Here is a 21,150-nt window from a genome sequence, read left to right on the forward strand (position 1 = left end):
ACCGACCGGATCGGGAGGCGTCGGTAGCGCGATGGCTGAGAGCAGACAGAAGACCCGACGAGAGCCCGACGAGGTCAGCCTCGGCGACCGGGCTGCGCACGCCGTGCTCGAGTACCGCGAGGGCAGGCCCGCGGCCCTCGAGGCGGTCGTCCGCGAGATGACGCCCTTGCTGTGGCACACGGTGCGCGCGCAGGGCGTCGAGCCCCAGGCCGCAGACGACGTCGTCCAGGACACGTGGGTGGCGCTGGTCCGGCACATGGACACGATCGCCGAGCCGCACGCCGTCCTGAAGTGGCTCCTCGTCACGGCGAGGCGTGGCGCCTGGGAGGCGGTGCGCCGTCGTCGGCGGGACGAGAAGAACCGTACGGAGCTGCACGACGGACCCGACCCCGAGACCGGCGCGCACCGCGAGGTTCCCTCGGCCGACCCGACGCCGGACACGGTGGCGGCGACGAACGACCGGGACCGCACGCTCTGGACGGTCTTCCAAGATCTCCCCGCCCGGTGCCGGGAACTCCTCCGGCTGGTCTCCCTGGCGGACCGGCCCGACTACAAGCACATCTCCGAGGCGATCGGCATGCCGGTCGGCAGCATCGGAGCGACGCGAGGCCGCTGCCTCGCCAAGCTGCGCACGCTTCTCGACGAGAGCGGCGCCGACGACACCTGGAGGCACGCATGAGCACGCCGTACTCGCCAGACGAGCCGTTCGACGCGAACGACGAGGCGACGCTCGCCGCGCTCGGACGCGTCGTGCTGCTCGCCGACCCCGTGCCGCCGGACCTCGTCGACCGGTCCCTGTTCGCGATGACCCTCGCGGCCCTCGAGACCGAGCTCATGACCCTCGAGCGCATGCCCGAGGCCGCCGGGGTGCGGGCCGCCGAGGCCGCGCCCACCCAGGCGCGGACCATCACGTTCACGTCGACGTCCCGCACCGTCATGATCACCGTGGCGCCCGGGCCCGACGGGGTCCGCATCGACGGCTGGATCGCGCCGACCGGTGAGATCGACATCGAGCTCCACCGCCCGCACGACGAGGTCGTCACGACCCGGACCGACGAGGACGGGCGGTTCGCGTTCGACGCCGTCGCTCCCGGGCCGGCGAGCCTCGTCGCCCGGCCCGACGACGGCCCCGCCGTCAGCACGCCCGTCATCGAGCTCTGAGGACGGCCACGTCCGCCCGGTGCGTGCTCGACGCGCGCGCCGCACCACCATCACCGCACGCGACGGCGCGGCGAGCGTCGTCCTGAACGAGAGGCATCACCGTGAGCGAGATCCCGCCCGGCACCGGCGACCCCGGAGCGTCCGGGGGCCGGCCTGCCCGCACCCTGCGTGACCACGACGGCGTCGTCCACGAAGTCCGTGACCTGGACCCGGTCCGGGCGCGGGTGCGGCGTCCGCGGCGGGTCGCTCCGACGCGGTACGTGGCGGACCGGCTGATCGTGCGGACAGCGCCCGACGGCGCGGCGGACGATGCATTGGTGGCGGCGCTGCGTGAGGCGGCGGGGCGTCGGGGGCTGGACGTTCGCGTGACGGAGGCGCCGGTCGCCGAGGCTCGCGAGAGCGCGTCGCGTCAGGGTGTGGCGGTGCACGTCGCGGGTGACGGTGTCGACGCCTGGGAGCTGTTGGACGAGGTGGCCGAGGGTGTCGGGGCGTCGTCGGAGGCCGCGCGCGTCGGGCTCGACCACGTGCTGCAGGGACACCGTCGCACGACGGGTTATGGGGTGCCCGGCTCGCGTGAACCCGCGACTTTCGTCGGGCCGGCTCCACGGCGCGTGTACGCCGACGCCGATGTGTGGACGACGGCTGAGGGTGTAAGTCGTCCGGTCGTGGCGATCGTGGACACGGGCGTGGGGCAACACACGTGGTTCGACGCGCCGAGCCCAGTGGTCGCGCGCGGAGTGCTGCTGGATGGCGCCCCGATCGGGACGTACGACGACCACGAGCCCGACGGCGACGCCGAGCCGGGAAGCACTGCGGAGGGCACGATCAGCGAGTATTCGGGGCACGGTACTTTCATCGCGGGCGTGGTGCACCAGGTCTGCCCGGACGCGGTGATCCTGCCTGTGCGCGTCTCCGGCCCGACTGGGGAGTCGACCGAGTGGGACGTCGCGCGCAGTCTCGAGCGACTGCTCGACTTCCACCTGCGTGGGGTCGCGGGCAACGACGTGTGCGCCGCGGTCGACGTTGTGGTCCTGCCGCTGGGCTACTACCCAGAGGAGACCGAGAGCGACGACTACGACGGTGTGCTCCGTGGTGTCCTTCGCGACCTGCGTGAAGCGGGCGTCCTCGTGGTTGTCTCAGCCGGCAACGACGGATCGTCCCGTCCCGTGTACCCGGCGGCGTGGGCTCCCTCGGTGCGGCGCGTACCCGGTGGCCCGGTCGTGCCGGAATTGCCGAGCGATCTCGGCCCTGGTTACACGCCTGTGCTCACCGTGACGGCGTCCAACCCCAACGGCACGCTCGCCGACTTCGCCAACGACGGGCCTTGGGTCACTGCTGTCCGCCCGGGGGCCAAGTCGCTCAGCACGATGCCGACCACGTTCGACGGACCCGAGGTTCCGCAGGTGCGTACGGCGGACGGACTCCGCGAGTCGGTTGACCCCGACGACTACAGGGGTGGCTTCGCACTGTGGAGCGGGACTTCGTTCGCGGCTCCGGTCCTCGCGGGGCAGCTGGCGAGTGCGGTGCTCAGCGCACGCGTGCGTGGTGCAAGGGCATCGTCGCGGGTGGCAGCGGCGTGGGATGCTGTGGTTGCTGTGGGCGATCTGTACGCGGAGGCGCCCGCGACGTGATCTGACGAAAGGCGGTCGGTGTGACGCAAGACCCTGACTGGGGCCGATACACCGACCGCCTCGAGCGTGCGCGCGAACTTTGTGTCCGCGCGCAACACAGTACGGCTCTTCGCGTTCTCGACCCCCTGATCGAGGACCTCTCGCGGGGAATCGAGGCAGCTGCCTCGTCCGCTGAGGCGGGGATGAAGAGCCTGCTCGTACGGGCACTCGTCACGCGTTCGACAGCGGTGGACGCTGTCCGCGGAGACAGAAGCGAAACCCTGGCGATCCTTGATCGTGCTGCCGAGCTCGCGGTTGCGCTCGGCGACAGCGAGTTGGTCGCGGTCGTGGACGGCCAACGTGGCCTCATCCTGCTGCGGACTGGTGCTCCGTCGCTCGCTCTCCCCAGGTTCACGGCCGCTGTCGACGCTCTACCGGCGAATCGTCACCGCGATCTTGCGATCACACTGATCAATCGCGGATCAGCCTCGATCGAGCTGGGAGACGTAAAGACGGGACTCAGTGACTACATCGAGGCGCTGGCGCACGCACACGAATTGCGACACGACTACTACATCGCGTTCGCGGAACACAATGTCGGTTACGCCAAGAGTCTTCTTGGTGACCTGCCGGGTGCTCTGGCCGACATGGACAGGTCCTACCAGCAGGCCCCCGAGCAGGACGACGGCATCCCCCTCCTCGGCAAGGCAGAAGTCCTCGTAGAGGCGGGTCTGTGGACCGAGGCCGACGCGGCGCTCGCGGAGGCGATCCCCCAGCTCCAGAGGGCGGGGCTCCGGCTCGACCGGGCGGAGGCGGAGTACTTCCGGGCGCGCACGCTCCTGGGCCTCGAGCGATACCCCGACGCGAAGCGGTGGGCCGCTCTCGCGCGACGACACTTCGAGGCGGGCGGGCACGCGTCGTGGGCGGTCGTCGCGCGCGTGCTCGAGCTCGAAATCGAGCTCTCCCGAGCGCGCAAGGAGGGAGTGCCGTCGGCGCGTACGTGCCGCCGTCGGGCGCTCGAGGCGCTGGACGTCGCGGACCGGGGGAGCACGACGGGCGCCGTCCTGGGACGGGAGCCGACGGTCGGCGCGCGCCTGATCGCCGTGCAGTGGCTGCTGTCCGCAGGCGACATTGAGGCGGCGCGCGGCGTGCTCGCGGAGGTGCCGTCGAACCTCCGGGGCGCGCCCCTGACGCTCCGCGTGCAGCGATACGCCGTCGCGGCCGAGCTCGCGTTCGCCGCGGGGGACCGGCCGGCGGGCCTTCGCGCGGTCAAGCGAGGGTTCGGGATCCTCGCCGAGCACCGCGCGCGTCTGGGCTCGGTCGACTCGGTGGCGGCCGCCGCCGTGCACGCGGTCGGGCTCAACTGGACGGACGTCGCCGCGGCCCGGGCGACGGGCCGCGCGTCGGCGGTGTTCGACGCGGTCGAGCGCGGGCGGGCGACGTTCGCGGGCGCGGCGCGCGTCACGCCGCCGGAGGACCCCGAGTCGGCAGAGCTGCTGGCCACCGCCCGGGCCCTGCTGGCCCGGGCCCGCGAGCTGCCCGTCGACACCGATCCGGCTGCAGCGCGCGAGCGCGACGACCTCCACCGCCGGGCGCGGGCGCTCCAGGACCGGCTGCGCGAACGCTCCTGGCAGCGGACCGGTGACGCGGAGGTCGCGCACGCCGTGACGAGTCGCGAGGTCGTCCGGCTCCTCGCCGGCCGGGGTGACGGCGCGGTCGTGGCGGACTACGCCGTCGTCGGGGGGCGGGTGCTCGCAGTCCGCATCGACGCGCGCGGCACGCGCCTGGTCGATCTCGCGGACGCCGTGGAGGTGACGGAGCGGATCCGCCGCGTCCGGGCCGACCTGCAGATCGCGTCGAACGAGCTCATCCCGCCGCCGCTGCACCAGGTTGCCGTCGCATCCCTGAACACCGGGCTCCGCCGGCTCGACGACCTGCTTGTGCGGCCCCTGGCCGCCGAGAGCGACCTCTACGTCGCGGCACGAGACCCGCTCATCGCGCTCCCGTGGTCGTCGTTCCCGTCGCGGCGCGGGCGGCGGACGGCCGTGAACTCGCACGTCGCCCGGGGCCGCGCGGCCGACGGCGACGGGCGGGCGCCGCGCGTCCTCGCCGTCGCGGGTCCCGGGGTCCAGCACGCCGACCGCGAGGTGCTCGACGTCGCGGGCGGCTGGGAGCGCGGGACCGCGCTCACGGGCGCCGACGCCTCCACGGACGCGGTGCGGCGGGCCTTCGAGGACCACGACGTCGTCCACCTCGCCGCGCACGGCCGGCACGACGCCGACAACCCGCTCTTCGCGTGCATCGAGCTCGCGGACGGGCCGCTGTTCGCGCACGAGCTCGACGGGCTGCACCTGCCGCGGTCGGTGGTCGTGCTGTCGGCGTGCGAGGTCGGCGGCGTCACCCCGGGCCTCGGCGGCGAGGTCCTGGGCCTCACCTCGGTCCTGCTGCGCCTCGGCGCCCGCGCGGTGATCGCGTCCGTCGCACCCCTGCCCGACGTGGTCGCGGCAGAGATCATGCCGCGGCTGCACGCCGAGCTCCGCGCGTCGGACGACCCGGAGGGCGCGCTGGCACTGGCCCTCGCGGACGTCGCGGAGCCCGTGCCGCTGGTGTGCTTCTCGTCGGTTGCCGGCCTGGCACCGGAATAGGGCCGTTCCCCTGCGTGAGCAGGTCCGATACCCTCGGGCCGTGCGAGTGCGAGGTGGGGGAGCGTTCGGTCGCCTGTGGTCGTCGATGATGGCCGGCTACCTGGCCGACGCGCTCCTGTGGACGGCGGCGCCTCTGCTCGCAGTCCGACTCACCCAGGACCCGTTCGCGGTGTCCGCGATCTCGGCCGCGTCCTACCTCCCGTGGCTGCTGTGCGGTGTCGCGGCGGGCGTCGCAGCCGACCGGTTCGACCGCCGTCGGCTCCTCGGCGCCACCAACCTCCTGCGGGCGGCCGTCCTGCTCGGGGCCGCCGTGCTCGTCGCTGCGGACCGCATGCCCGTGTGGGGTCTCGTCGCCCTGATCTTCGTGGTCGGCGTGCTCGAGACGGTCGTGGAGGAGGGGGACCAGGCGCTCCTGCCGCGCGTCGTGGACGTCGCGGGGCGCGACGCCGCGAACTCCCGGGTGGCTGCCGGCACCCAGGTCGCCCAGGGTCTCGTGGCGCCGTCGGCGGCGACGGCACTGCTCGTGCTGGCCGCTGGCGTGCCGTTCGTCGTCTCGGGCGTGGCGTTCGCGGTCGCCGCGGTCCTCGCGCTGCTCCTTCCGCGCGCGACCGGGCGCACGGAGCTGTCGTCGTCGCGGGGGCGGGAGGCCGGGTTCTTCCGCCAGCTCGACGACGGCGCCCGCTTCCTCTGGCGCGACCGGCCGCTCCGCACGCTCCTGCTCGTCACGACGGGCTCCGCGACGTGCCTGACGCTCGCGCAGGCGGCGCTGGTCGTCTTCCTGGTCCGTACGTTGCGTGTCCCCGACGCGATGGTCGGGTTGTTCCTCGCGGTCGGAGCGCTCGGGAGCGTGGCGGCGTCCCTGCTGCTCGCGCGGGTCGTGCGCCGGGTCGGTCGCCCCTGGGTCATGGCGGGGTCGGCGGTCCTGTGCGGCCCCCTGCTGGTCGTGGCGGGTCTCGCCCCGGCGTCTGTCGCGGGCGTGGTCGTGGCGGCCGTCGCGTTCGCCGGTATGACGCTCGGCGTGACCGTCTGGAACTCGCTCTCGGCCTCGGTGCGCCAGAGCCGCGTCCCGGACGACCTGCTGGGAAGGGTCTCGGGCACGTGGCGGACCGTCTGCTGGGTGCTCGTGCCGCTCGTGACGCTCCTCGGTGGGATCCTGTCGCGCGTCGACCTCCGGCTCCCGCTCGTTCTCGGCGGCGGGCTCGCGACGGTCCTCGCGGTCCTCACCGCCCGTCCGGTGGCGCGTGCGGTGAGTGCCGCGGCAGGCGAGCCCGAGATGGCTCCCGTGGACGGCGCGGCCTCCGGCGAACCGGAGCTGGTGGGCGCCGCTCGCTGAGGAGGCGCGAGGCCGACCCGACCCGGTTTGGTCGTCGTCGCCGCGTGCCCTACCATGGACGGGTACCCAAGACCGCAGGTCGTCGACGCCTGCCCGGAACCCGGTTCGCCGGGGGCACGGGAAGACGTCACCGAAGTCCCGCTCTCGAGCGGAGGCCGGCGCAGGTGCGAGCCTCGTGAACGGTGTCCTCACGGATGCCGATCGTTCCTGAGAGCCCCGCCCTGCGCGGGGCTCTTCTCGTTTCCCGGGGTTCTCGGCACGGCGCGCTGCGGCACCACCACCGGAAGGATTGCCATGGCGAGGCCGGACAAGGCAGCCGCAGTTGCCGAGCTCACGGACGCGTTCCGCGAGTCGAACGCTGCCGTGCTGACCGAGTACCGCGGGCTCACCGTCGCGCAGCTCAAGACGCTGCGTCGGTCGCTCAGCGGCAACGCAACCTACGCCGTGGTGAAGAACACGCTGACCGCCATCGCGGCCAAGGAGGCCGGGGTCGACATCGCCGACGCCGACCTCGCCGGCCCGTCGGCCATCGCCTTCGTGACCGGTGACCCGGTCGAGGCGGCCAAGGGTCTGCGTGACTTCGCCAAGGCGAACCCCGCGCTCGTCATCAAGGGTGGTGTCCTCGACGGGCACGCCCTGACGAGCGACGAGGTCACCAAGCTCGCGGACCTCGAGTCCCGCGAGGTCCTGCTGGCCAAGGCGGCCGGCGCGATGAAGGCCAAGCTGTTCCAGGCTGCCTACGTCTTCACCGCGAACACCGCCCAGGCCGCCCGCGTCATCGATGCCCTGCGTCAGAAGCAGGAATCGGAGGGCGCTGCCGCCTGATCCGTGCACCCGCACGGACCAGCTCAGCGCACGCACAACCCCCTGCTTCTGGCGGGCCCGGCACCGGGCCGCTGACGAGCACTGAACGAAAGGAACGCCATCATGGCGAAGCTCAGCACCGACGAGCTCATCGAGCAGTTCAAGGGCCTGACCCTCATCGAGCTCAACGAGTTCGTGAAGGCCTTCGAGGAGACCTTCGAGGTCACCGCCGCCGCCCCCGCCGCCGTCGCGGTCGCCCCTGTTGCCGGCGGTGCCGGTGGAGAGGCCGCCGCCGAGGAGGAGAAGGACGAGTTCGACGTCATCCTCGAGGCCGCCGGCGACAAGAAGATCCAGGTCATCAAGGAGGTGCGCGCCCTCACGTCCCTCGGCCTGAAGGAGGCCAAGGACCTCGTGGACGGCGCCCCGAAGCCCGTCCTGGAGGGTGCGAACAAGGAGACCGCGGAGAAGGCCAAGGCTGCCCTCGAGGGCGCCGGCGCCACCGTCACCCTCAAGTGATCACTCTTTCGTGATCTCGGCCCCGTCGCCCGGGGCTGCTGAGGGCGGTTCGCGAACCGTCGCACGAGGCCCCCACCCGTCCGGGTGGGGGCCTCGTCGTGTCCCGGGACCGGGCGCCGTCGTGCACAGGTCGGCGTGGCCGACTTCACGAACCGGGGGACCGTGTGCCACGATGTCGGGGCCGGCATGGCCTGGCGCACCAGCAGGACAGCGACGTGCGGCCAGGCCGGCGGTAGGAGACACGGTGCGCGTGGGGGCGTCAGAGCGGTCGGGGGAACGCAGGCAACACCGTGGTTGATGCGTCGGACGAAGAGGCCCGACGACAGGGGCTGGACCTGGAGGCAACTTCCGGGTATGCTAGCGCTTTGCGCTGTCCTGTGCCCCCGATCTCAGATACCCCTCGACCTTCCGGCGACGTACGTGCGCGTCGCGCTGCGGTCGAGGCGGCGGTGATCGATCCCGGCCCGGCGGTGCAGCGTTCTTTCGATCTGCAGGGAAGGACCCCTCTTGGCTGCCTCGCGCACCCCTTCTGCTCCGTCCGCTGACGCCATCGCGAACCGAACCGCCTCCCCCCGCGTCTCCTTCGCCAAGATCTACGAGCCCCTCGGTGTGCCCGACCTCCTCGGTCTCCAGACCGAGAGCTTCGACTGGCTCCTGGGCAACGACAAGTGGCAGGCGCGCGTCGCCGCCGCTGCCGAGGCCGGGCGTCAGGACGTCCCTGACACCTCCGGCCTCGAGGAGATCTTCGAGGAGATCTCGCCGATCGAGGACTTCGGCCAGACGATGTCCCTCTCCTTCTCCAACCACCGCTTCGAGCCGCCCAAGTACACGGCGGACGAGTGCAAGGAGAAGGACTTCACGTACGCCGCGCCGCTCTTCGTCACCGCCGAGTTCGTCAACTACACGACCGGTGAGATCAAGAGCCAGACCGTGTTCATGGGCGACTTCCCGCTCATGAGCGAGCGTGGCACGTTCATCATCAACGGGACCGAGCGTGTCGTCGTCTCGCAGCTCGTCCGCTCCCCGGGCGTGTACTTCGAGCGCGTCGCGGACAAGACCAGCGACCGCGACATCTTCAGCGCGAAGGTCATCCCGTCGCGCGGTGCCTGGCTCGAGTTCGAGATCGACAAGCGCGACGCCGTCGGCGTGCGCGTCGACCGCAAGCGCAAGCAGTCCGTGACCGTCCTCCTCAAGGCGCTCGGCATGACCGAAGAGGAAATTCGCACGGAGTTTGCCGCCTTCCCGTCCGTCCTCGACACCCTCGAGAAGGACCACGTCCACACCCAGGACGAGGCGCTGCTGGACCTCTACCGCAAGATCCGCCCGGGCGAGCCGCCGACGGTCGAGGCCGGCCGCGCGCTGCTCGAGAACTTCTACTTCAACCCGAAGCGCTACGACCTCGCGAAGGTCGGCCGCTACAAGCTGAACAAGAAGCTCGGCGTCGACGTCCCGCTCGCGGACTCCACGCTGTCCCAGGCCGACGTCGTCGCGACCATCAAGTACCTGGCTGCGCTGCACGCCGACGTCACGTCCCTCCCGGGCGCCCGGAACGGCGAGACCGTCGACGTGCGCGTCGAGACGGACGACATCGACCACTTCGGCAACCGTCGCATCCGCGCCGTCGGCGAGCTCATCCAGAACCAGGTCCGCACGGGCCTGTCCCGGATGGAGCGCGTCGTGCGCGAGCGCATGACGACGCAGGACGTCGAGGCGATCACACCGCAGACGCTGATCAACATCCGCCCCGTCGTGGCCTCCATCAAGGAGTTCTTCGGGACGAGCCAGCTGTCGCAGTTCATGGACCAGAACAACCCGCTCGCGGGCCTGACGCACAAGCGGCGTCTGTCGGCCCTCGGCCCGGGCGGTCTGTCCCGCGACCGCGCCGGCATGGAGGTCCGTGACGTCCACCCGTCGCACTACGGCCGCATGTGCCCGATCGAGACCCCTGAGGGCCCGAACATCGGTCTGATCGGCTCGCTCGCGTCGTACGGGCGGATCAACCCGTTCGGCTTCATCGAGACGCCGTACCGCCGGGTCGTCAACGGCCGGGTCACCGACGAGGTCGAGTACCTGACCGCGGACGACGAGGACCGGCACGTCATCGCCCAGGCGAACACGCCTCTCGCGGCCGACGGCACGTTCGTCACCGACCGCGTCCTGGTTCGCATCAAGGGCGGGGAGACCGACGACGTCCTCGCGGCGAACGTCGACTACATGGACGTCTCGCCGCGCCAGATGGTGTCGGTCGCGACCGCGCTCATCCCGTTCCTCGAGCACGACGACGCGAACCGCGCGCTCATGGGCGCCAACATGCAGCGCCAGGCCGTGCCGCTCGTGCGCTCCGAGCTCCCGCTCGTGGGCACCGGCATGGAGCGTCGTGCGGCCGTGGACGCCGGCGACGTCATCGTGGCGACCAAGCCCGGTGTCGTCACCGAGGTCTCGGCCGACCTGGTCACCGTCGTGAACGACGACGGCACCACGTCGACCTACCGCGCGTCGAAGTTCCAGCGCTCCAACCAGGGCACGAGCTACAACCAGCGCGTGATCGTGGACGAGGGCCAGCGCGTCGAGGTCGGGTCCGTCCTCGGTGACGGCCCGGCGACGGACGAGGGCGAGCTCGCGCTCGGCCGGAACCTGCTCGTCGCGTTCATGTCGTGGGAGGGCCACAACTACGAGGACGCGATCATCCTCAGCCAGCGGCTCGTCCAGGACGACGTCCTGTCCTCGATCCACATCGAGGAGCACGAGGTCGACGCGCGCGACACCAAGCTCGGCCCGGAGGAGATCACGCGGGACATCCCGAACGTCTCCGAGGAGGCCCTGGCCGACCTCGACGAGCGCGGGATCATCCGCATCGGCGCCGAGGTCGCGGCCGGCGACATCCTGGTCGGGAAGGTCACGCCCAAGGGCGAGACCGAGCTGACCCCGGAGGAGCGCCTGCTCCGCGCGATCTTCGGTGAGAAGGCGCGCGAGGTCCGCGACACGTCGCTCAAGGTTCCCCACGGCGAGTCGGGCACCGTCATCGGCGTGCGCGAGTTCAACCGCGAGGACGGCGACGAGCTGCCCGCCGGCGTGAACCAGCTGGTCCGCGTGTACATCGCGCAGCGCCGCAAGATCACGGACGGCGACAAGCTCGCCGGCCGTCACGGCAACAAGGGCGTCATCTCGAAGATCCTGCCGGTCGAGGACATGCCGTTCCTCGCCGACGGGACCCCGGTCGACGTGATCCTCAACCCGCTCGGCGTGCCCGGTCGCATGAACGTCGGCCAGGTGCTCGAGACCCACCTCGGGTGGGTCGCCAAGCAGGGCTGGGACATCTCGCTCGCCGAGGGTGAGGACCTCTCCTGGAGGGACGACGTCCCGGAGATCGCGGCCAAGGCGGCGCCCAACTCGCCCGTCGCGACGCCCGTGTTCGACGGCCTGCAGGAGAACGCGCTCGCGGGTCTGCTGTCGACCACGCTCCCGAACCGCGACGGTGTGCGCACCGTGGGCGGCGACGGCAAGGCGCAGCTGTTCGACGGCCGCTCCGGCGAGCCGTTCCCGGCGCCCGTCTCGGTCGGCTACATGTACATCCTGAAGCTGCACCACCTGGTGGACGACAAGATCCACGCGCGCTCGACGGGTCCGTACTCGATGATCACGCAGCAGCCGCTCGGTGGTAAGGCGCAGTTCGGCGGACAGCGTTTCGGCGAGATGGAGGTGTGGGCGCTCGAGGCCTACGGCGCGGCGTACACGCTGCAGGAGCTCCTCACCATCAAGTCCGACGACGTCCCCGGCCGCGTCAAGGTGTACGAGGCCATCGTCAAGGGCGAGAACATCCCCGACTCGGGCATCCCGGAGTCCTTCAAGGTCCTCCTCAAGGAGATGCAGTCGCTGTGCCTGAACGTGGAGGTCCTGTCCTCGGACGGCACCACGGTCGAGATGCGCGAGTCCGACGACGAGGTGTACCGCGCCGCGGAGGAGCTCGGGATCGACCTGTCGCGTCGCCCGAACGCCTCCAGCGTCGAAGAGATCTGACGAACGCGACCCGGCCGTGCGCCGTCCTGCACGACGCCCGGCCGGGCCGCCCCCACTGCTCCAGACATTCCCTGCACTGTTCACCACCGGGGCCGACGGCCCCACGGTGAGACGAAGGAAGTAGGAAACCTTGCTCGACGTCAACGTCTTCGACGAGCTGCGCATCGGCCTGGCCACGGCCGACGACATCCGTGCCTGGTCGCACGGCGAGGTCAAGAAGCCCGAGACCATCAACTACCGCACCCTCAAGCCCGAGAAGGACGGACTCTTCTGCGAGAAGATCTTCGGCCCCACCCGGGACTGGGAGTGCTACTGCGGCAAGTACAAGCGCGTGCGCTTCAAGGGCATCATCTGCGAGCGCTGCGGCGTCGAGGTGACGCGCTCGAAGGTCCGCCGTGAGCGCATGGGCCACATCGAGCTCGCCGCGCCCGTCACGCACATCTGGTTCTTCAAGGGTGTGCCGAGCCGCCTCGGCTACCTGCTGGACCTCGCCCCGAAGGACCTGGAGAAGGTCATCTACTTCGCGGCCTACATGATCACGTGGGTCGACGACGAGGGTCGCCAGGAAGACCTCCCGAACCTCCAGAACGAGATCGACCTGGAGCGCAAGGAGATCGAGAACCGGCGCGACAACGACATCAACACGCGTGCCACGAAGCTCGAGGCCGACCTGGCCGAGCTCGAGGCCGAGGGTGCCAAGGCCGACGCGCGCCGCAAGGTCCGCGACTCGGCCGAGCGCGAGATGGCGCAGATCCGCAAGCGTTCCGACGCGGAGCTCGACCGCCTCGACCAGGTCTGGGACCGGTTCAAGAACCTCAAGGTCGCCGACCTCGAGGGCGACGAGCTGCTCTACCGCCAGCTCCAGGACCGCTACGGGAGCTACTTCGAGGGCTCGATGGGCGCCGCGGCGATCCAGAAGCGCCTCGAGAACTTCGACCTGGACGCCGAGGCCGAGGCGCTGCGCGAGATCATCCGCACCGGCAAGGGCCAGCGCAAGACCCGTGCCCTCAAGCGCCTCAAGGTCGTCAACGCGTTCCTCACGACCACCAACTCGCCCACGGCGATGGTGCTCGACGCCGTCCCGGTGATCCCGCCGGACCTGCGCCCGATGGTGCAGCTCGACGGTGGCCGGTTCGCGACGTCGGACCTGAACGACCTGTACCGCCGCGTCATCAACCGCAACAACCGCCTGAAGCGCCTGCTCGACCTCGGTGCGCCCGAGATCATCGTGAACAACGAGAAGCGGATGCTCCAGGAGGCCGTGGACTCGCTCTTCGACAACGGCCGCCGCGGCCGCCCGGTCACGGGCCCCGGCAACCGTCCGCTGAAGTCGATCTCCGACATGCTCAAGGGCAAGCAGGGCCGGTTCCGCCAGAACCTGCTCGGCAAGCGCGTCGACTACTCGGGCCGTTCGGTCATCGTCGTCGGCCCGCAGCTCAAGCTGCACCAGTGCGGCCTGCCGAAGCAGATGGCGCTCGAGCTGTTCAAGCCGTTCGTCATGAAGCGGCTGGTGGACCTCAACCACGCGCAGAACATCAAGTCCGCGAAGCGCATGGTCGAGCGGGCCCGCCCGGTCGTGTGGGACGTGCTCGAGGAGGTCATCACCGAGCACCCGGTGCTGCTGAACCGCGCGCCCACCCTGCACCGTCTGGGCATCCAGGCGTTCGAGCCGCAGCTCGTCGAGGGCAAGGCCATCCACCTGCACCCGCTCGTGTGCGCCGCGTTCAACGCGGACTTCGACGGCGACCAGATGGCGGTCCACCTGCCCCTGTCGGCGGAGGCGCAGGCCGAGGCCCGCGTGCTCATGCTGTCGAGCAACAACATCCTGAAGCCGTCGGACGGTCGTCCGGTGACCATGCCCTCGCAGGACATGATCATCGGTCTGTTCCACCTGACGAACGACCACGCGGGCGCCGAGGGCGAGGGCCGCGCGTTCAGCTCGGTCGCCGAGGCGATCATGGCGTTCGACCAGGGCACGCTCGACCTGAACGCCGAGATCAAGCTGCGGATCCCGGACCTGGTCCTGGACCCGGCGACGGCACCCGAGGGCTACGTCGCCGGCGAGCCGTTCCTGTTCACGACGACGCTCGGCCGCGCGATCTTCAACGACACGCTGCCGGTCGACTACCCGTACGTGAACGAGATCGTGGACAAGAAGCGTCTGTCGACGATCGTGAACGAGCTGGCGGAGCGCTACCCCAAGGTGGACGTCGCCGCGTCGCTCGACGCGCTCAAGGAGGCCGGTTTCCGCTGGGCCACCCGTTCGGGTGTCACCATCGCGATCTCCGACGTCGCGACGCCGGAGGCCAAGCCGGCGATCCTCGCCGAGCACGAGGAGCGTGCGCTCAAGGTCCAGCAGCAGTACGACAAGGGTCTGATCACCGACGACGAGCGCCGTCAGGAGCTCATCGAGATCTGGACCCAGGCCACCGACAAGGTCGCGACGGCGATGCGGGAGTCCTTCCCGGAGCGCAACACGGTCTTCACGATGGTCGGCTCGGGTGCGCGTGGTAACTGGATGCAGGTCCGTCAGATCGCCGGTATGCGTGGTCTCGTGGCGAACCCGAAGGGCGAGATCATCCCGCGCCCGATCAAGTCCAACTACCGCGAGGGTCTGTCCGTCCTCGAGTACTTCATCGCGACCCACGGCGCCCGCAAGGGTCTCGCGGACACCGCGCTGCGTACCGCGGACTCCGGCTACCTCACGCGTCGTCTCGTCGACGTGTCGCAGGACGTCATCATCCGTGAGGACGACTGCGGCACCGAGCGCGGGCTCCCGCTGCCGGTGGCCGAGAAGATCGGCGACACCCTGGTCCGCCACCCCAAGGTGGAGACCAGCGTGTACGCGCGCAGCCTCGCCTCGGACGTCGAGGACGCCGACGGCAACGTCGTCGCCCACGCGGGCGAGGACGTCGGCGACGTGCTCATCGAGCGCCTCCTCGAGGCCGGGGTCACGGAGGTCAAGGTCCGTTCGGTCCTGACCTGCGAGTCCCGCGTCGGCACGTGCGCGAAGTGCTACGGCCGTTCGCTCGCGACCGGCAAGCTCGTCGACATCGGCGAGGCCGTCGGCATCATCGCGGCCCAGTCGATCGGTGAGCCCGGCACGCAGTTGACGATGCGTACGTTCCACACGGGTGGTGTCGCCTCCGCGGAGGACATCACGCAGGGTCTGCCGCGTGTCACCGAGCTCTTCGAGGCCCGGACCCCGAAGGGCGAGAGCCCCATCGCGGAGTTCTCGGGTCGCGTCGCGATCGACGACACCGAGCGCACTCGCCGGATCGTGCTCACGCCCGACGACGGCTCCGAGGAGATCGCCTACGCCGTCAGCAAGCGCTCGCGCCTGCTGGTGAACGACGGCGACCACGTCGAGGTCGGCACCCAGCTCGTCCAGGGCGCCGTCGACCCGAAGAAGGTGCTGCGCATCCTCGGCCCGCGTGCCACGCAGAAGCACCTGGTCGACGAGGTGCAGGAGGTCTACCGCTCCCAGGGCGTGGACATCCACGACAAGCACATCGAGGTCATCGTGCGGCAGATGCTGCGTCGCGTGACCGTGCTCGACTCGGGCGACTCGCAGCTCCTTCCCGGCGAGCTCGCCGAGCGTGCCCGGTTCGAGGACGCGAACCGTCGTGCGGTCGCCGAGGGCGGTCAGCCGGCCTCGGGTCGTCCGGAGCTCATGGGCATCACGAAGGCGTCGCTCGCGACCGACTCGTGGCTGTCCGCGGCCTCCTTCCAGGAGACCACGCGCGTGCTCACGGAGGCGTCCATGAGCGGTCGTCGTGACCCGCTGCTGGGCCTCAAGGAGAACGTCATCCTCGGTAAGCTCATCCCCGCCGGCACGGGTCTCCCGCGCTACCGCGACGTGGACGTCGAGCCGACCGAGCAGGCGCGCGCCGAGCTGTTCCCGACGTTCGGGTACGACGAGATCGACTTCTCGCCGCTCGGCATGGGCACGGGCGAGGCGATCCCGCTCGACGACATCGACTTCGGCGACTTCCGCTGACGTCGACCCGTCATCACCCCGAGGGGCCTGCCGCGCGCGGTGGGCCCCTCGGGCGCGTCCGGGACGCCTCCCGGGCTCCGGACGCACGTGCACGCGCCGGCCGCCGTCGGGTAGGGTTTCCCGCTCTTTGACGCGGCTTGCACGGGCACGTAGACTTGACGACTGTTGCCCGCGCCGTCGGGCCTGCTCTGATGCACCAGGGTGATCGGGACGATCTCGGATCGGTCCCTGACCGCTCGCCGACCTCGTCGGCGGCACCCGGTGCCCACTCGGAACCGGGTCTGATGTGAGTGCGCGGGCGATCTGCTCCGCCGGCCCGGCCGTCGCGGACAGACCATCGGGCCGGTGGAAAGTGGCTGTAGCAGCACCTGAGGTGCTGCTGGCGCCTCTTGCTGCCGGCGCCCCAGACACAGACCACTGTCGAGGCAGCCGCCTCGAGCAGCTCGAGAAGACACGGAGACGTAGTGCCTACGATCCAGCAGCTCGTCCGCAAGGGGCGGACATCGAAGGCGTCGAAGTCCAAGACGCCCGCGCTCAAGGGTTCGCCCCAGCGCCGCGGTGTGTGCACGCGCGTGTACACCACCACCCCGAAGAAGCCGAACTCCGCGCTCCGCAAGGTCGCGCGCGTCAAGCTGTCCTCGGGCATCGAGGTCACGGCCTACATCCCCGGTGTCGGCCACAACCTGCAGGAGCACTCGATCGTGCTCGTCCGCGGTGGCCGTGTGAAGGACCTCCCGGGTGTCCGCTACAAGATCGTGCGCGGCGCGCTCGACACGCAGGGCGTGAAGAACCGCAAGCAGGCGCGCAGCCGCTACGGCGCGAAGAAGGAGAAGGCCTGATGCCTCGTAAGGGTCCGGCCCCCAAGCGGCCGCTCGTCGTCGACCCCGTCTACGGGTCGCCCATCGTCACCCAGCTCGTCAACAAGGTCCTGCGCGACGGCAAGAAGTCGACCGCCGAGGCCATCGTCTACGGCGCCCTCGAGGGCGTCCGGGCGAAGACCGACCAGGACCCGGTCGTCGTGCTCAAGCGCGCGCTCGACAACGTCCGTCCGGCCCTCGAGGTCAAGTCCCGCCGCGTCGGCGGTGCGACCTACCAGGTGCCGATCGAGGTCCGTCCCGCGCGCTCGACCACGCTCGCGCTGCGCTGGCTCACCGACTACTCGCGCGCTCGCCGTGAGAAGACGATGACCGAGCGTCTGACGAACGAGATCCTCGACGCCTCGAACGGCCTCGGTGCCGCGGTCAAGCGCCGCGAGGACATGCACAAGATGGCCGACTCGAACAAGGCCTTCGCGCACTACCGCTGGTGAGCCGGTCGCTGCCGGCCCCGGAGAACCCGGGGCCGGCGGCGCTGCTGCCCGCTCCTGCCCTTTCCCGGGCGCCCCACCCTCCCACCTGACAAGGGGTTCACCACCGTGGCACTTGACGTGCTGACCGACCTGAAGAAGGTCCGCAACATCGGCATCATGGCCCACATCGATGCCGGGAAGACGACGACGACCGAGCGGATCCTGTACTACACGGGCGTCAACTACAAGATCGGTGAGACGCACGACGGTGCGTCGACGACCGACTGGATGGAGCAGGAGCAGGAGCGTGGCATCACGATCACGTCTGCTGCTGTGACCGCGTTCTGGAACAAGGGCACGGCGAACGAGACGCAGATCAACGTCATCGACACGCCGGGTCACGTGGACTTCACGGTCGAGGTCGAGCGCTCGCTGCGCGTCCTCGACGGCGCGGTCGCCGTCTTCGACGGCAAGGAGGGCGTGGAGCCCCAGTCCGAGACGGTGTGGCGCCAGGCGGACAAGTACGAGGTCCCCCGCATCTGCTTCGTCAACAAGATGGACAAGCTCGGCGCGGACTTCTACTTCACCGTCGACACGATTATCAACCGCCTCAAGGCGAAGCCGCTGGTCATCCAGCTCCCGATCGGTTCGGAGAACGACTTCATCGGCGTCGTCGACCTGGTCGAGATGCGCGCGCTCGTGTGGCGCGGCGAGACCCAGATGGGCGCGAAGTACGACATCGAGGAGATCCCGGCCGACCTCGCCGACAAGGCGGAGCAGTACCGCAACGAGCTCCTCGAGGCCGTCGCCGAGACCGACGACGAGCTGCTCGAGAAGTTCCTCGGTGGTGAGGAGCTCACGGTCGCCGAGATCAAGGCCGGCATCCGCAAGCTCACCATCGCCGGCGAGGCGTTCCCGGTGCTGTGCGGCTCGGCGTTCAAGAACAAGGGCGTCCAGCCCATGCTCGACGCCGTGGTCGACTACCTCCCGTCGCCCCTCGACGTCCCGGCCATCCAGGGCCACGACGTCAAGGACCCCGAGGTCGTCGTCGAGCGTCACGCGGACGCGACGGAGCCGTTCTCGGCCCTCGCGTTCAAGATCGCCGCGCACCCGTTCTTCGGCAAGCTCACCTTCATCCGCGTCTACTCGGGCAAGGTGACGCAGGGCGCCCAGGTCGTGAACTCGACCAAGGGCAAGAAGGAGCGCATCGGGAAGATCTTCCAGATGCACGCCAACAAGGAGAACCCCGTCGACGAGGCGACCGCCGGTCACATCTACGCGTTCATCGGTCTCAAGGACGTCACCACCGGTGACACCCTGTCCGACCCGAACGCGCAGGTCATCCTCGAGTCGATGACGTTCCCGGAGCCGGTCATCGACGTGGCCATCGAGCCGAAGACGAAGGCCGACCAGGAGAAGCTCTCCACGGCGATCCAGAAGCTCGCCGAGGAGGACCCGACGTTCCGGGTCAAGCTCGACGAGGAGACCGGCCAGACCGTCATCGGCGGCATGGGCGAGCTCCACCTCGACATCCTCGTCGACCGCATGCGTCGCGAGTTCAAGGTCGAGGCGAACGTCGGCAAGCCGCAGGTCGCGTACCGCGAGACGATCCGCCGCACGGTGGAGAAGGTCGACTACACGCACAAGAAGCAGACCGGTGGCTCGGGCCAGTTCGCCAAGGTCCAGGTGACCTTCGAGCCGCTCGACACGGCCGAGGGCGAGCTCTACGAGTTCAACAACGCCGTGACCGGTGGTCGCATCCCGCGCGAGTACATCCCGTCCGTCGACGCCGGCATCCAGTCGGCGCTGCAGCAGGGCGTCCTCGCGGGCTTCCCGCTCGTGGGCGTCAAGGCCACGCTGCTCGACGGCGCCTACCACGAGGTCGACTCGTCCGAGATGGCGTTCAAGATCGCCGGCTCGATGGTCCTCAAGGAGGGCGTCAAGCGGGCGGACCCGGCTCTGCTCGAGCCGATCATGGCCGTCGAGGTGCGCACGCCCGAGGAGTACATGGGCGACGTCATCGGCGACATCAACTCCCGTCGAGGCATGATCCAGTCGATGGAGGACGCCACCGGCGTCAAGGTCGTCCGTGCCCAGGTGCCGCTGTCGGAGATGTTCGGCTACATCGGTGACCTGCGTTCCAAGACGCAGGGTCGCGCGGTGTACTCGATGCAGTTCGACAGCTACGCCGAGGTTCCCCGGAACGTCGCGGACGAGATCATCAAGAAGACCCGGGGCGAGTGAGTCCCCACAGGTCGACCACCTAGAATCACCACATCAACCTGTAGCGACGCGCTCCGGCGCACCTACCCCGAGTCCCAGGAGGACCCCAGTGGCTAAGGCCAAGTTCGAGCGGACCAAGCCGCACGTCAACATCGGCACGATCGGTCACGTCGACCACGGCAAGACGACGCTGACGGCGGCCATCTCGAAGACGCTCGCGGACACGTACCCCGACCTGCCGGCGAACGTGCAGCGCAACTTCGACGAGATCGACGCGGCTCCCGAGGAGAAGCAGCGCGGTATCACGATCAACATCGCGCACATCGAGTACGAGACGCCGAAGCGCCACTACGCGCACGTCGACGCCCCGGGTCACGCCGACTACATCAAGAACATGATCACCGGTGCCGCCCAGATGGACGGCGCGATCCTCGTGGTCGCCGCGACCGACGGCCCGATGGCCCAGACGCGTGAGCACGTCCTGCTCGCCCGTCAGGTCGGCGTGCCCTACCTGCTCGTGGCGCTCAACAAGTCCGACATGGTCGACGACGAGGAGATCCTCGAGCTCGTCGAGATGGAGGTCCGTGAGCTCCTCTCCTCGCAGGGCTTCGACGGCGACGACGCGCCGGTCGTGCGCGTGTCCGGCCTGAAGGCGCTCGAGGGCGACCCCGAGTGGACCAAGAAGGTCCTCGAGCTCATGGAGGCCGTGGACGAGAACGTCCCCGAGCCCGTCCGCGAGCTGGACAAGCCGTTCCTGATGCCGATCGAGGACGTCTTCACGATCACCGGTCGTGGCACCGTCGTCACCGGCAAGGTCGAGCGTGGCACGCTCGCCATCAACTCCGAGGTCGAGATCGTCGGCATCCGGAACCCGCAGAAGACCACGGTCACCGGCATCGAGACGTTCCACAAGCAGATGGACGAGGCGCAGGCCGGCGACAACACCGGTCTCCTGCTCCGCGGCATCAAGCGCGAGGACGTCGAGCGCGGCCAGGTCGTCGTGAAGCCGGGTTCGATCACGCCGCACACCAACTTCGAGGCTCAGGTCTACATCCTGGGCAAGGACGAGGGCGGCCGTCACAACCCGTTCTACTCGAACTACCGTCCGCAGTTCTACTTCCGGACCACGGACGTCACCGGCGTCATCACGCTGCCCGAGGGCACCGAGATGGTCATGCCCGGCGACAACACCGAGATGACGGTCGAGCTCATCCAGCCGATCGCCATGGAGGAGGGCCTCGGCTTCGCCATCCGTGAGGGTGGCCGCACCGTGGGCTCGGGCCGTGTCACCAAGATCCTCAAGTGATCTGAGCTGACGTGATCTGACCGGGATCGCGCGGGCCTCTGCCCGTGCTCCGGTGGTTCCACGAGGGCCCCGGCACCGTTCGTGTGCCGGGGCCCTCGTGCGCCGACGGACGTCACACCACGCCGATTGGCGTCGACGGCGGTCCGTATGGCAGACTAGTCAAGTTGCCTGTTACAGGTGCGCTCCTTCATGTATCGAACAGTGTGTTGAACCGCGATGGCGGGTCCTTGGGACCAAGCCGGGCGCC

13 protein-coding genes are annotated in these 21,150 nt (G+C 69.9%); all 13 read left to right on the plus strand.

What is annotated here, in order from left to right:
* Positions 1-31: 31 nt before the first annotated feature.
* Positions 32-679, plus strand: a complete 648-nt coding sequence (locus KDY119_RS03970; RefSeq protein ID WP_036953324.1) for an RNA polymerase sigma factor — start codon at positions 32-34, stop codon at positions 677-679.
* On the plus strand, positions 676-1,161 hold the full coding sequence (locus KDY119_RS03975; RefSeq protein ID WP_036953322.1) for a carboxypeptidase-like regulatory domain-containing protein: 486 nt from the start codon (positions 676-678) through the stop codon (positions 1,159-1,161). Before KDY119_RS03970 ends, KDY119_RS03975 begins: the two co-directional genes overlap by 4 nt.
* Before the next feature lie 101 nt (positions 1,162-1,262).
* A complete protein-coding gene (locus KDY119_RS03980) occupies positions 1,263-2,792 on the plus strand; it encodes a S8 family peptidase (protein WP_051136787.1) in 1,530 nt (509 codons plus the stop codon).
* 626 nt (positions 2,793-3,418) lie between these two features.
* A complete protein-coding gene (locus KDY119_RS03985) occupies positions 3,419-5,416 on the plus strand; it encodes a CHAT domain-containing protein (protein ID WP_227994515.1) in 1,998 nt (665 codons plus the stop codon).
* Positions 5,417-5,456: 40 nt separating this feature from the next.
* Positions 5,457-6,749, plus strand: a complete 1,293-nt coding sequence (locus tag KDY119_RS03990) for an MFS transporter (RefSeq protein ID WP_148284250.1) — start codon at positions 5,457-5,459, stop codon at positions 6,747-6,749.
* A 294-nt stretch (positions 6,750-7,043) separates the two neighbouring features.
* On the plus strand, positions 7,044-7,574 hold the full coding sequence (gene rplJ, locus KDY119_RS03995; protein WP_036953314.1) for a 50S ribosomal protein L10: 531 nt from the start codon (positions 7,044-7,046) through the stop codon (positions 7,572-7,574).
* Between the two features lie 102 nt (positions 7,575-7,676).
* Positions 7,677-8,069 carry a 50S ribosomal protein L7/L12 gene (gene rplL, locus KDY119_RS04000; RefSeq protein WP_036953312.1) on the plus strand — a complete coding sequence of 131 codons (393 nt, stop codon included), beginning with the start codon at positions 7,677-7,679 and terminating at the stop codon, positions 8,067-8,069.
* Positions 8,070-8,576: 507 nt separating this feature from the next.
* A complete protein-coding gene (rpoB, locus tag KDY119_RS04005) occupies positions 8,577-12,086 on the plus strand; it encodes a DNA-directed RNA polymerase subunit beta (protein ID WP_036953310.1) in 3,510 nt (1,169 codons plus the stop codon).
* Positions 12,087-12,216: 130 nt separating this feature from the next.
* Entirely contained in the window at positions 12,217-16,086 is a 3,870-nt protein-coding gene (locus tag KDY119_RS04010; protein WP_036953308.1) for a DNA-directed RNA polymerase subunit beta', read from the plus strand.
* 464 nt (positions 16,087-16,550) lie between these two features.
* Positions 16,551-16,925: a 30S ribosomal protein S12 gene (rpsL, locus tag KDY119_RS04015; RefSeq protein WP_036953306.1), complete on the plus strand. Its 375-nt coding sequence runs from the start codon at positions 16,551-16,553 to the stop codon at positions 16,923-16,925.
* Positions 16,925-17,395: a 30S ribosomal protein S7 gene (gene rpsG, locus KDY119_RS04020; RefSeq protein WP_036953304.1), complete on the plus strand. Its 471-nt coding sequence runs from the start codon at positions 16,925-16,927 to the stop codon at positions 17,393-17,395. Before rpsL ends, rpsG begins: the two co-directional genes overlap by 1 nt.
* Before the next feature lie 105 nt (positions 17,396-17,500).
* Positions 17,501-19,618, plus strand: a complete 2,118-nt coding sequence (fusA, locus tag KDY119_RS04025) for an elongation factor G (protein ID WP_036953302.1) — start codon at positions 17,501-17,503, stop codon at positions 19,616-19,618.
* Between the two features lie 88 nt (positions 19,619-19,706).
* On the plus strand, positions 19,707-20,903 hold the full coding sequence (tuf, locus tag KDY119_RS04030; protein WP_036953300.1) for an elongation factor Tu: 1,197 nt from the start codon (positions 19,707-19,709) through the stop codon (positions 20,901-20,903).
* Positions 20,904-21,150 lie beyond the last annotated feature (247 nt).

This window comes from Luteimicrobium xylanilyticum (assembly GCF_009429125.1).
In the GTDB taxonomy this organism is placed as follows: domain Bacteria; phylum Actinomycetota; class Actinomycetes; order Actinomycetales; family Cellulomonadaceae; genus Luteimicrobium; species Luteimicrobium xylanilyticum.